The following is a 12,370-nucleotide window of genomic DNA, read 5'->3' as shown; positions in this document are numbered from 1 at the left end:
CGTGCTTCAGCGTCGAGCACCTTCGCATGGTGGAAGGTGCTCGGTGGCAATCATTGCGTGTCGATCAACCGCTCTAGAACACGTTATGCAACGCTTTGCTGGTTGCAAGCGGCATTAGGAGCGGCTCGCCGCTTCCGCGATCGGCGTCTGCGCTGCATGCTGCCAGCCCTCCATCAGCAGATTGGCCAGCACCACCGGATCGTGGTCGAAGTGATGCCCACCCGGGCGCGCCAGCACCTGCACGCCGCGTGCGCGCAGCTCCGGACACAGCGTGTCCTTTTCTTCGTCGCCGTAGATGCATTGCAGGCGGTGCGCGTCCAGCGCCTGGATGGCCGGCTCCACATCGCGCTCGGCGTCGTTATGCCAGCCCAGCCACCCACCCACGCGCACCTTGAAGTCAGCCTCGTGGCCTAGGCCGAGCAGGCTGACGAACTGCACCGAGGCGCGTTGCTGCGGCGACAGTTCTGGATAGGCGAACGGCAACACATCGGCACCGAACGAATACCCCACCAGGGCGACGTGCTGGATATGCCAACGCTGGCGATAGCTGGCGATCACTCGATCCAGATCCGCACCAACCTGCTGCGGCGTGCGGCTGCCCCAGAAGTAGCGCAGGCTATTCCAGCCCACCACCGACACGCCCTGTTGCTGCAGCTGCGCGGCAATGCCTTTATCCAGTTCGCGCCAGCCGCCATCGCCGGACAGCATCACCACCAGACGGTCGCTGCCGGGCGCGTGCATTTCCACCAGCGGCAAATCGCCTAGGCCTTGCGACTGCGCAGCCAGGAAGTGCCCGCGTGTGGCCGCTGCGATCTGCATTGGGCTGGATGCGTCGGCCAGATCGTCCAGGAAGCCCTGACTGGCATTGGGCAGATCGCGCGAGCACGCCAGGCCTGGATCCTTGGTACCGGCGTCGGCAACCACCGCACCGCCCAGCACGTCGGGCGCGGCTGAGGCCACTGCCTGGCGCGCCAGCACCGCGCCATCGCCCTGCCCCACCAACACCGGCGGCAGGAACGCATCGACACGTTCGGCGCGCAACAATTTCTTGCCCAGTCGCTCGGCATCGTCGGCCAGCGAGCTGCAGGCGGCTTGGTGGGAGCGCACGCGTTCGCGATAGTTGGCGGTGTCCACCACTGCCACCAGCGCGCCATCGTTGCTCAGCATGTCGGCCAGCTTCTGGCTGTCTTGAGGATGATCGCTGTCGGGCAGCAGGATCACCATTGCCTTGGGCGTGCCCTCCGGACGGATAACTTCGACCGAGCCGTAATGGCCAGCCGTATTACTGTCCTGCAGATGCCGCGCCACGGCATAGCCGCTGCCGCCGATCAGCAAGATCGCAATCACCCAACGAAACATTTTGATCCCCATGCCCATGACGGCAGTCCCTGGTTAGCGGTTGCGATTTGACCACAGCAGACACGACCGATTTCACCGCGATTGCACGCGGTGTTCGTTGCTGTTAAGCCATCTGAACCCTACCTTGCGCATGACGCATGATCGGTGCAGCGCGTTGCCCGCGGGCGCCCGCTGCACGGCTGACGGCCGGAAATTGCCGCCTCGGAAACTTCCGCACTCAGCGGTCGTCCTGGGAACGTTATTGGATGGCCATGAGGGATCCAAACGCAGCCCGCGCGCACTCGATCACCAAAGGCACTGGCGCGACTGCAGCGCTGTTCTGGCAATCCTTTCTCGTCGTGCAAGCGAGATGCCCGGCTCGTCCAGCCGCGCCCCGCCCGGCCGCCTTTGTCGGAACGAACACTTCCCCGCCGAGACCTCCCCCAGGTCGCAGGGCCGATCCGAAAGCGCTCGCGGCGACAGCGACGGCAAGCCGAAGGCGGCAGTCGCGCGGGACGCGCTCGACACGCCCATCCGCTGCCGGTCGTCGCTAGATTCCGCGTGCGACGCGAAAGCCGATACGGGCACTGGTGGTGTCAGAGTCCTGCGACTGCCGCCAGGCCGCGCGCGTCTGTTGCGGCGAATTGGCCCAGCTGCCGCCGCGGATCATGCGTTGCCGGCAGCCCGGGTTGTACCAGGCAGCGCCATCGGCCGGTGCACGGCGGTAGCTGGCGTGCCAGCAGTCGGCCACCCATTCGCTCAGGTTGCCGCCCATGTCGTGCAGACCCCAGGCGTTGGCGCGAAAACTGCCGACCGGCGCCGGGCCCCAAAAGCCATCGCCGTAGCCGACGAAGCCGTTGTTCCAGTGCCGGCCGCTGCGCGAGACGTCGTTGCCGCCGGTGAAATTGCCGGCGTCGGCCGGCGGCGAGCCTGCATTGCCCCACGGGTAACGTCCGGTGGTGCCGGCACGCACCGCATACTCGAACTCGGCCTCGCTGGGCACGTGGTAATGGCGGCCGGTCTGTTCCGACAGCCAGGACGCATACGCTTCGGCGTCGCGAATGCTCACGTGCATCACCGGGCTGTTGGGCGCGGCCTGGGCGCCGTTGTAGTCGGACTGCCAATCCACACCGCTGCGGCGGATGAAGTTGCCGCTGCGCTCGTCGTAGACCACCGAATGCCCGCGCCGGGTGGCACGCGGGCGCGCGCCGGTGGCTTCGACGAACTGGCGGAACTCGGCAACCGTGACCTCGGTGATCGACAACGCAAAGCCGCGCGCGAAGCGCACGTAATGGGCGGGGCGCTCGTTGTCGGATGCGCCCGGTTCGGCATCGCCGGCTCCCATCTGGAATGCGCCATGCGGCACCACGATCATCTGCGGCCCGCGCCCGCCGACCTTGAGCCCGTCGGTGAACACCTGCCCGGGACGGAAGCTGCCGTAATGCGTGGCCAGTTCCAGCCGGCGGCGTAGATCGCCGGCCACCGGGTCCCCGGGGTCAGCGATGCGCAGCACTTCGGCAAGTTTCTCGCCGGCCGCCTTGAGCCCGCGCGGCGAGGTGAGGTCGTGCAGACCGGCGTCGTGCAACGCAGCGATCTGCGCCCGGCGCACGCGTTCGACCCGCGCGCGCGCATCGGCGATGGTGGGCGCACGGTCGCGTACCTGCCCGGCCATCTGCAGCCAATACCGGGCACCGATGAAATCGCTTGCCTGTGCCGCCTGTTCGGCGCGCCCCAGCAGCCCGCTTTCCACGGCGGCCAGGCCCTGCCGGGTGCGCGGGTTGTCGGGATCCAATTGCGCGGCATCGCGAAAATTCACCAGCGCCCCGTTGCCGTCCTCGCCCAGCCGCCCGCCGCGCAGGTCTTCTTCGCCGGCGCGGTTGAACGCAAGCACGCGCTGCGCGGTTTCCACCTCGCGCTGCAGTGCGCGCACCTTCGGGTCCTGTGGCGAAAGGGCGAGCGCCACGAAGGCCACTTCACGCGCCTGTTCCAACGCATCGTCCTGGCGCTCGGTTTGTTCGATCAGCGCCGCGCCGCGTTCGAGCAACCGGCCACGCGCCTGCTCCAGGCCGCGACGGCTGGCTGCATCCTTGCCACCGGCGCGCTGCTGAATCGCCAGATACAACGGGATCGCATCGCCGGCATCGCGATACAGGCGGTCTTCCCGCAATGCCTGGTCGGCGCGCTTGCGCACCTGTGCCAGGGGCTCGTCGCCCAACTCCACCGCCGGCGGTTGCCATTGCGCCACGGTTTCGGCGGATTCTTCGCCGCCGATGGAAACGTTCGGCTTGCTCGGCACGGCGGCAGGCGCCGGTTGCGGGGCGACCGCAGGCGCGGGCGTCGGTGTGCGCGAACAGGCGCACACACTAAGGGCGGCCAACAAAACGTAACGAGCGGCCCTCGGGCAGGTGTGGCCGGCGCGCGGGAACCGGAATGTATGCGTGTCACATGCCGAGTCCGCACCCCGGCCGCGCCCGCCTGCTGGCTGCGCAGGAGTTTCGCCAGTCGCCCTCAGCGCAACCATTGCCCACGCTGCCATCCGGTCACCGCACTCACCCACCACCTGCTCCTTCCAGTGCTCTGCCGCACGACAGGCGATCGCGACGTTAGGCTATTCTGCGCGCTCTGCGCAAACCCTTGCCGCCGACGGAAATCACGTGCCCCATTGGATCACCCACCCCTCCGAGCTGACTGACCGCCTGCAGGCAGCGCGACCATCGCGCATCGGCCTGGATACCGAATTCATTCGCGAACGCACCTACTGGCCGCAACTGGCCCTGGTGCAGATGGCCATCGGCGAGGAGATCCTGCTGATCGACCCGCTGATCCCCGGCATGAACGCGGCGCTCAAGGAGTGGTTGATCGCCACCGACATCGTCAAGGTGATGCATAGCGCCAGCGAAGACCTGGTCACGTTCAAATGCGCGTGCGGCGCATTGCCGCGGCCGTTGTTCGACACCCAGATCGCCGCGGCGCTGGCCGGTGTCGGTGGCGGCATGGGCTACCAGAAACTGGTCCAGGAAGTCACCGGCACCTTGCTGACCAAGGGCGAAACACGCTCGGACTGGATGCGTCGCCCGCTGTCGCCAGCGCAGCTGGAATATGCCGCCGATGACGTGCGCTATCTGTTTGCGATCCACGACGAGCTCACCCGCCGCCTCACCGAGCAGGGCCGTCTGGAGTGGCTGGCCGAAGATGCCGACCGCCTGCTCGCCACGGTGGAGCACGACGATGGCGAGCGCTGGCCGCATGTAAGCCTGCGCGCCGCACAATTCCTGGAACCGGCGGCGCAACGACGGCTGCTGCGCCTGCTGCGTTGGCGCGACCTGCAGGCGCGGCAGAGCGATCGCCCGCGCAGCTGGATCCTGGAAAACGAACTGGCTAGCCAGCTGGCGCGGTTCCCGCCCGCCGATCTGGAGACCCTGCTGCGCCAGTTCGATAAATTCCCCAAGGCGCCGCGCAAGCTCGCCAACGCGGTGTGGGATGCACTCAACACCCCGCTGCCGGACGAAGAACATGCGCCGCTGGCGCAGGCCGCCACCGACGGCAACAAGGCTGTACTCAAGCGCCTGCAGGACACCGTGGCGCAGCGGAGCCGCGAACTCGGCCTGCCGGACGGCCTGCTGGCCTCACGCCGCCACCTGGAAACCTTGATGGAACAGCGCAGCTGGCCTGCGGCGCTGGGCCAATGGCGCCGTTCCCTGCTGGAAGCACAGTTGATGCCGCTGCTGGAAGACACAGCAGCGTAGGATTGCGCCGGCATGACGCCAGAGCCCGCAGCGATGCGGGCTTTTCGTCAGGTGCACGCGAGTGGCCCCGAACCGGCGCATGCCGCCTCGCAAGCAGTGGTGCAATGCGTCAGGACACTACGAAGCGCCTGCGTCGCGCGGCGATTTCGACTACCGTCCGCGTTTGCGCAGCGATGATGCCGGCAGTCTCTATCGCACCGCATCAGTCCTCGTCCTGCTCCGCCCAGCGCGCCAGGTTCTGCCGAATGCGGTCCATGTCTGCCCACGGGTCCTTGCGCCGACGGCGCAGCTTTTCCGGCACATCGCGCAAGGTGAATGCGTCGGCGCGCTGCAGCTTGGACAGGTCCGACCACGCCAGCGGCAACGCGACCGGCGCCCCTGGGCGGCCGCGTAAGGAATAGGACGCGACCGCCGTGGCGCCACGGCCGTTGCGCAGGTAGTCCACGAAGATGCGCTTGTTGCGTAGCCGCTTGGTGGCAGTGGCGATGAACCGCTGCGGCTCGGACTGCGCAAGGGCATCGGCAAATCCCTTGGCAAAACGCTTGGTCACCTCCCAGTCGCAGCCGGGGTTCAGGGGCACCACCACGTGCAGCCCCTTGCCGCCAGAGACACGCAGGAACGATTCCAGCTCCAATTGCGCCAGCAGCTTACGAATATCGTTGGCGGCACGTTTGACCTCGGCGAACGGCACGTCCGGGCCCGGGTCAAGATCGAAGACCACCCGGTCGGCCACATCCGGGCGGTCGGCATGCGAGCCCCAGGGATGGAATTCCAGCGCATTGAATTGCACCAGCTCCAGCAGGCCAGGTGCGTCTTCGACCACCAGGTAATACGCATTGGTGCCGGTTTCTTCGGTCAGTTTGACCGAGCTCACACGCTCGAGGCCGGCGGTGTGGTGCTTCTGGAAAAAACACGGTTTTTCTGCGCCGCTGGGGCAGCGGATGATGGACAGCGGGCGTCCCACGATCTGCGGCAACAGGTGATCCATCAACGCCTGGTAGTAATCCCAGACATCGCCCTTGGTCGCGCGGATATCCGGGTAGATCAGCTTGGTCGGGCTGGACAGCGTCGGCAGCGCAGCCGAGCCAGGTGTAGCAACCGCAGATTTGCGCGCAGGTGCTGTTGCCCGCGTCGCTGCACGTTTCGGCACCTGGGTTGCCGCGTTTTTGACAGCACGTGTTTTTGCCCAACGCGGGGTAGACGACGAAGTAGCCGGGCCATTTCCGGCATCGCTGTCGGCCAGATCGGCAATGCGTTTATCCGGACGCAGCGCCTTGAACGATGCCTGGCGCAACAACTGTTGCCCACCGATGCCGCGATAGAACACCTCCACCACAAAGCGCGGCGCAAACCAGGTGGCGCCGCGCAGGTCGGTATCTTCGGTGGAAATATGCGCAGTGGGTTTGCGCCCACCGCCTTCCAGTTGCTGGGTGACCTCGCGCATCAAGGCATCGGAGAAACCTGAGCCCACACGGCCGACGTACAGCCAGCCGTGCACCGGGTCCGGCGTGGCCAGCAACAGCGAGCCAAAACCACTGCGGCTGCCCTTGGGCGCCGTGTAGCCGACCACTGCATATTCCTGGCTGCCCAGTTGCTTGGTCTTGCGCCAATCGTCGCTACGCCCATCGCGATACGGGCGATCTGCGCGCTTGGAAATGATGCCTTCGAAGTGCTGTTCGCCGGCCACCCGGAACGCCTCGGTGCCGTCGCCCTCGACGTGCGAGCTATAGGCCAGGTGCGTGTGGGGTGCAGCCTCCAGCACCTGCTGCAACAGCTGCTTGCGCTCGCGCAACGGTGCCTCGCCGATGTCCACCCCATCCACATGCAGCAGGTCGAATACCGCCAGCGCCAGCGGCACCTGGCGTTCGCCGGACAAGGTGGCCTGCAGCAGGTTGAAGTCTTCCTTGGCGCCGCGTCCGGCGATCAATTCGCCATCGATCTGCGCACTGCGCAGCCCCAGCGACTGGATGGCATCGGCAATTTCCGGTGTCTTGTCGGTCCACTCCAATGCATTGCGCGACCACAGCCTCACCTTGCCGTTGGTCACAGTGGCAAGGATGCGATAACCGTCCCATTTGATTTCATGCAGCCACTGCGCGCCTTCGGGCGGGGACTGCCCCAGCTTGGCCAGCTGCGGCGCAAACGGGCCATCTTCCATCTCGGCGCGACGTGCATTGCTCAGCGCCAGCGCTTGTTTCGCCCAGGTACCACGCTTTTTCGCCGCTGGCGGTGGTACGGTCGTCAGCGCCTTGCGCTGGGTCTTGCCGGCACCCGCGCGGCGTACATCGTCGGCAGGCGCGGCAGCGACGTCGGCCAGTAGGTCGTCGGCCTCCAATGTGCCGGCGTAGGCATCGTCCTCTTTGAACAGCAGCCACTGCGGCTGCCGCGCCGGCTTGCCCGAGCGCACCAAATGCCAGCCGCCCTTGAGCTTGTTGCCGAACAACTCGAAGCGCAGATGCCCCTTGGCCAACTGCGCTTCGGGGTCGCCTGCGGTGGCCCACACGCCATGATCGAACTGCGCCACGTGCCCGCCGCCGTACTCGCCCCTGGGAATCTCGCCCTCGAAGCTGGCGTAATCGACCGGGTGGTCTTCCACCTCCACTGCCATCCGCTTGACCTTGGGGTCGTAACTTGGCCCCTTCGGCACCGCCCAGCTCTTGAGCGCATCGCCCACCTGCAGGCGAAAGTCGTAGTGGCGGCGACTGGCGTGGTGCAGCTGGACCACGAAGATCGCGCGCTGCCCCGGCGGCAGGGTCTTGCCCGGCTCCGGCTCGCGGGTTTTGTCGAAGCTGCGCTTGCGGCGGTATTCGCTCAGGCTCATGGCAGACCTTTCCGCTTATTTGCCCAGGTGCTGGCGTACGCTGGCGGCCATTGGCCCCACCTTCTGCACGGCCGCGCGCAAGTCATCGGCACTGACGCCAAGGGTCTTGGTCCAGTACTGCAGCTCATAGGCTTCATTGACGTTGATGCGGTCGCGGTCTGGCGATCCGACGTTGCGTTTGTCGTCACTCATGACATGCTCCTGTATCGTCGTGGTCGGGTCTGCTAACGTGAGCCTTCGGCCCAGCAGCGCCCGTAGCGACAATGCGAAAGCGTTCGAACAGGCGTCGTGAAAGGCCTGTTCACGCCATGTGCAAGCCCCTGCTCCATAACGGCCGTTCCCGGGCCACATGCCATAATGCCGCGCGCCCTCCGGGCGGCGTGTCCACTCTTTATTCCGAGGCCATACCTCTGTGAGCAATACCTCTTCGAAACTGGATTCCATCGCGCAAGCCAAAGCCAAGCTGCTGGACGAACTGCAGAAGCTGGAAGAACAGGAGAAAACCGAGCGCGCGAGCGAGGCATCCTCTGCGCATGCGACCATCGTTTCGCTGCTCGAACAGTTCGCCGGTCACTTCAACACCAAGCAGCGCAACGACATTGCCGCTTACTTGGGCACCACTGCCGCGCGCAAGGAAGTGGTCAAGAGCGGCCGCAGCGAAGTGAAGCCCAAGTACGAACTGCCGCACACCGGTGAAACCTGGTCCGGTCGTGGTCGCACGCCGAAGGCTTTCGCCGCCTGGGAAGGTTCGGTGTCGTACAAGGAATGGAAGGCCAAGAACCCGGACCTGAAGTTTCCGCTGGTCCGCGAGTAAGGCGAAAGCCCGCACGACGGTGCCGCCTCGCACCGTCGGCCGCCTCCTTCGCTTGGCGAACCGCGCGGCTTGTGGTTAGAATCGAAGCACGTGGGGCGGTAGCTCAGCTGGGAGAGCGTCGCGTTCGCATCGCGAAGGTCGAGGGTTCGATCCCCTTCCGCTCCACCATCTTGCCGTCCTAGACGGTGCAAACGAGGCCAGAAAGCACTGTGACATAAGGCTTTCCGGCCTTTTTTGTTTCCGAGGTAGTCTAGCCGAGACCGCGCAAATCCGGCGGTATCTGGCGGTAATTTTGGCGGTAGCTGGGGCATCCCCTAACCTGTTACCGCCAAGGAGCTACCATGCCTCTCACCGATACCACCATTCGTAGGACGAAGTGTCTCGCAACGCCTCAGAAGCTGCGCGACGGCAACGGCCTGTATCTGCTACTACGACCCGACGGCGCACGCTGGTGGCGCTACGACTACCGCCGCCCGGTCACCGGCAAGCGCAACACCCTGTCATTCGGCACCTACCCCGAAGTGAGCCTCGCAGATGCGCGGGAGAAGCTGGCGGAAGCGCGTCGGCTGCTCGCGGCCAAGGTAGACCCAGGCGAACAGCGGAAGGCCGTCAAGGCCGCTGGGGAGGCCGCCGCAGCGAACAGCTTCGAGGTCATCGCCCGAGAGTGGTTCGCCAAGCAGCAAAAGGATTGGAGTACCCAGTACGCGGACAAGATCATCCGCCGCTTGCAGAGCGACATCTTTCCCTGGATCGGCAGCAGCCCCATCGCAGCCATTACCGCCCCGGAACTGCTGAAGCACTTGGAGCGGATCGAACAGCGAGGCGCCATCGAGACCGCTCATCGAGCCTTGCAGACCTGCGGCGCAGTCTTTCGGTACGCAGTGCGTACTGGCCGGGCCGAAGCCGATCCTACAGGTGCATTGAAAGGAGCGCTGACTCCCTGGCGATCCATGCCGTTCGCTGCTGCCACCACATCGGAGGAAGCTACGGGCGTGCTGCGGAAGATTGACATCAGCACCAGTCGGCCAGTGGTCAGGAGTGCCCTGCGACTGGCACCGTTGCTGTTCGCCAGACCCGGCGAGCTTGTCCGCATGAGGTGGGCGGAACTGGACCTCGACGCCGGACAGTGGCGCTACTTCGTGACCAAGACCAAGCGCACCCACATCGCCGCCCTTTCGACTCAGGCTGTGGAAATCCTGCGCGACCTATACCCTCTTACCGGACGCGGCGAGTTCGTTTTCCCTGGTGGGCGGGACCCTCGCAAGCACATGTCGGGAAATGCCATCCTCGTAGCCGCCCGCCGCTGCGGCATTGAGAAGGATGAAAGTACCATCCATGGCTTCAGGCACATGGCAAGTACGCTGCTAAACGAAATGGGGGCTGGACGCCGGATGCCATTGAGTCGGCGCTAACCCATAAGATGCCAGGAGTTCGCGGCATTTATAATCAAGCGCAATATTTGGACGAGCGTCGAAAGATGATGCAAGCATGGAGTGATTACATACAGATACTCAGACTCGGAAGTGCGCCGCCCTTATTCAAGGGAACCGCTTAAGGAGTTGCGAAGATGCAGCAACCGATAAACTTGAACCAATCACTCTATATGCGCTGGTATGAGGAATATAGGGAGCGCCGCTACCTTCAGGAGCAAAGCGATGAGGTAGTAGCTCAGCGTGCCCGCGACCTCATATCGAACATACTGACCCTGGAATCTAACGGAAAGATAGGTTGCGTCCAAGGCAACGTGCAATCAGGCAATTTTCTGTGGCGCCTCTTCTCTCACCTTCTTGAAGAATCACGCCTCAGAACAGGGTCGTATCAAGGCCTATTCATTAAATGCGGAATCAAAGAGACCTTAGCCCCGAAGCCGACCGCACCTGTTAGTCCCGCATCAGAGGCAATCTTGTCTCTTTTTAAAGAAAAGCCAAAGCATCGCTATCTCTTTAAGTTTGGCGAAAGGAAATGGATGCAGGAGTTGGTAGACGAAGGAAAACTCCGAGTATCCCCCGCCTCCTTTTACAACGATGATTCTTTAGCTCCAGCGATCGCAGATGACGAGCTTTCTTACGACCTGGCTGGAGATGCCTTTGATGAGGAGATACTTTCTCTTGATCCATTCAAGACTAGGCTCATTGACTCCTTTGGTTCTGTAACACCGAGGCCGCAAAAAGTCGTCATGCAGACGAATTACTATGCGTGGTGCGCAAGCTTTGGCATGAGCCTACGTCTATTCGACGACTTCAATGCTGATTCGTTAGTGGTAATCCGCGATGTAGGCGAATACTCACGGAGGCTGATACAGGCCCTTCGTCCTCATCTTGGTGGCTGGCGATTCGTTCCATGCGCAGTTCATTACTTCGATCCTTTTCACCCCTCAAAAAAGACGAAGAGCGTTTTTGCCTGCAAGCATTTCAAGTACCTCTATCAGGAGGAGTTTCGCTATGTATTTATCCCTACAAGCCCAATAAAGACCCTGCCTCCAATTCACTTAAATCTTGGCCCACTAAAGGACATTGCCGAACTTATCCAAAGGAGCTAGCACTCCATAGGCGCACCCGCCCACAGCCGTCATCTGTATCATTTTAAATTTCAATGCGTCGAGGAAATCCTCACGATTGCAAAGGCTATAAGTGCTGCCACGAGAAGACCCATAACCAACTGCACCACAACCAAGTGCCAGGGCTTTTTGCCCAACCTCAATGTCAGCCTACTGGAAAGGGTGCTAATTGCACCAAGTGCAAACATGATAAGTGGGAGTGCAAGCAGTGTTCCCGTGATTGACCTCGAAAAATCTGGCGACCCGTGTAGGTTTCGGCGCAACAAGATTAATTACCTGGATTGCCGATGCACTGGAATTCAATCGTCACGCGCCTTGATCCGCAGTTTCCGAAGCCTCGGCGTGACAAACACTCGGCACTCTGCGATCCGAACGGCTCCGCTCCCTTATAGCCCCAGTTTTTGCACTTCTGCTCGGCAAGCTGCACGGCCTGCTGCTCGCTCATGTCGGGGCGCTGAAACTCATTGCGCTCATACGAAAGCGCTACCACACCATCCGCGCGACTGGCTTTGGTCACAAGCCAATCTGCATGAGTAGCACACGCACTGAGAAGAAGCGCGGCCCCGGCAACGCTGCAAAACTTCAACTTCATCGTGGGTCACCTTGTTCTGGACTTGTTGCACTGAGCGGGCGCTCCGCGCTCAATCGAATGATAGGCCCATCTCGCCTTTAATGTCACTCATAGAGGGTGAACTCATAGGGCGTGGCCCGATAAAGGGCGCATCGGCATCGTTCTCCAATGCTGGAGGAAGCGATGCCCACCGATCCGCGCGCCATGTTCGGACTGCGACTAGCCGAAGTTAGACGAGCCCGAGGACTTTCCCAAGAACGCCTCGTACTAGAGAGCGGGCTCGCACGCAGCTACCTGGGTGGCGTCGAGCGCGGGCAACGCAACATCGCGCTCCTGAACATCTACCGCCTTGCTGATGCTTTGGGCGTTCCTCCAGCCTCACTACTGGAGCCTCCATCTCAGGAAAAGTCAACCTAAGAGCCCTTGCCTAGCTCCGTTAACCACCTGATTTTTAAAGGAAGCTCATTTCGGTACCCCTATAGGACACAACGCTGTCCTAGACGCGCTTGACTTCGGCACACGG

Annotated in this window: 9 protein-coding genes, 1 tRNA gene, 1 other RNA gene and 1 pseudogene; 6 read left to right on the top strand and 6 right to left on the bottom strand. The window is 63.1% G+C overall.

Annotated elements, in window-relative coordinates; genetic code table 11:
* Window positions 1-114 precede the first annotated feature (114 nt).
* From J7360_RS05100 to J7360_RS05090, 3 genes are all read right to left on the bottom strand, one after another.
* Window positions 115-1,377, bottom strand: a complete 1,263-nt coding sequence (locus J7360_RS05100) for a virulence factor (RefSeq protein ID WP_057660930.1) — start codon at window positions 1,375-1,377, stop codon at window positions 115-117.
* Window positions 1,378-1,888: 511 nt separating this feature from the next.
* Window positions 1,889-3,634, bottom strand: coding sequence for a formylglycine-generating enzyme family protein (locus J7360_RS05095; RefSeq protein ID WP_173362051.1), 1,746 nt, complete (start codon window positions 3,632-3,634; stop codon window positions 1,889-1,891).
* A gap of 75 nt (window positions 3,635-3,709) precedes the next feature.
* Window positions 3,710-3,785: non-coding RNA, sX9 sRNA (locus J7360_RS05090), on the bottom strand.
* Window positions 3,786-3,992: 207 nt separating this feature from the next.
* Between J7360_RS05090 and rnd the strand changes: the two genes are divergently transcribed.
* Window positions 3,993-5,084: a ribonuclease D gene (gene rnd, locus J7360_RS05085; RefSeq protein ID WP_007965696.1), complete on the top strand. Its 1,092-nt coding sequence runs from the start codon at window positions 3,993-3,995 to the stop codon at window positions 5,082-5,084.
* 202 nt (window positions 5,085-5,286) lie between these two features.
* Here the strand turns inward: rnd and ligD are convergent, their stop codons facing one another.
* The gene (gene ligD / locus J7360_RS05080; protein WP_057660929.1) at window positions 5,287-7,905 is read right to left on the bottom strand and encodes a DNA ligase D; all 2,619 of its coding nucleotides are present in this window, start codon (window positions 7,903-7,905) and stop codon (window positions 5,287-5,289) included.
* Between the two features lie 15 nt (window positions 7,906-7,920).
* Entirely contained in the window at window positions 7,921-8,097 is a 177-nt protein-coding gene (locus J7360_RS05075; protein ID WP_022559336.1) for a DUF3606 domain-containing protein, read from the bottom strand.
* Between the two features lie 220 nt (window positions 8,098-8,317).
* Here J7360_RS05075 and J7360_RS05070 point away from each other — a divergent pair, with 220 nt between their 5' ends.
* The 4 genes and pseudogenes from J7360_RS05070 (at window position 8,318) to J7360_RS05055 (ending at window position 11,258) form a co-directional block, all read left to right on the top strand.
* Complete coding sequence (locus J7360_RS05070; RefSeq protein ID WP_003485983.1) at window positions 8,318-8,719, top strand: H-NS family nucleoid-associated regulatory protein; 402 nt, start codon at window positions 8,318-8,320, stop codon at window positions 8,717-8,719.
* 92 nt (window positions 8,720-8,811) lie between these two features.
* Window positions 8,812-8,887: transfer RNA gene (locus tag J7360_RS05065), tRNA-Ala, on the top strand.
* Window positions 8,888-9,060: 173 nt separating this feature from the next.
* Window positions 9,061-10,274: pseudogene (locus J7360_RS05060) on the top strand (integrase arm-type DNA-binding domain-containing protein).
* Between the two features lie 12 nt (window positions 10,275-10,286).
* The gene (locus tag J7360_RS05055) at window positions 10,287-11,258 is read left to right on the top strand and encodes a hypothetical protein (protein ID WP_209033394.1); all 972 of its coding nucleotides are present in this window, start codon (window positions 10,287-10,289) and stop codon (window positions 11,256-11,258) included.
* Window positions 11,259-11,544: 286 nt separating this feature from the next.
* On the opposite strand, the gene yecR is transcribed toward J7360_RS05055, so the two are convergent.
* Complete coding sequence (gene yecR, locus J7360_RS05050) at window positions 11,545-11,868, bottom strand: YecR family lipoprotein (protein ID WP_065628148.1); 324 nt, start codon at window positions 11,866-11,868, stop codon at window positions 11,545-11,547.
* 147 nt (window positions 11,869-12,015) lie between these two features.
* Here yecR and J7360_RS05045 point away from each other — a divergent pair, with 147 nt between their 5' ends.
* Window positions 12,016-12,264: a helix-turn-helix transcriptional regulator gene (locus J7360_RS05045; RefSeq protein ID WP_343237337.1), complete on the top strand. Its 249-nt coding sequence runs from the start codon at window positions 12,016-12,018 to the stop codon at window positions 12,262-12,264.
* The last annotated feature ends 106 nt before the right edge of the window (window positions 12,265-12,370 follow it).

The sequence above is a fragment of the Xanthomonas sp. D-99 genome, assembly GCF_017746145.1.
Classification (GTDB): domain Bacteria; phylum Pseudomonadota; class Gammaproteobacteria; order Xanthomonadales; family Xanthomonadaceae; genus Xanthomonas; species Xanthomonas cissicola.
The sequence above is the reverse complement of the archived record's forward strand: the minus strand, read 5'-3'. Positions and strand labels throughout refer to the sequence as shown.

Bases quoted from the DNA above. Each gene is read 5' to 3' on its own strand.
- J7360_RS05045 (WP_343237337.1), top strand. From the start codon at position 12,016: ATGCTGGAGGAAGCGATGCCCACCGATCCGCGCGCCATGTTCGGACTG.
- J7360_RS05075 (WP_022559336.1), bottom strand. From the start codon at position 8,097: ATGAGTGACGACAAACGCAACGTCGGATCGCCAGACCGCGACCGCATC.
- J7360_RS05100 (WP_057660930.1), bottom strand. From the start codon at position 1,377: ATGGGCATGGGGATCAAAATGTTTCGTTGGGTGATTGCGATCTTGCTG.
- yecR (WP_065628148.1), bottom strand. From the start codon at position 11,868: ATGAAGTTGAAGTTTTGCAGCGTTGCCGGGGCCGCGCTTCTTCTCAGT.
- J7360_RS05055 (WP_209033394.1), top strand. From the start codon at position 10,287: ATGCAGCAACCGATAAACTTGAACCAATCACTCTATATGCGCTGGTAT.
- ligD (WP_057660929.1), bottom strand. From the start codon at position 7,905: ATGAGCCTGAGCGAATACCGCCGCAAGCGCAGCTTCGACAAAACCCGC.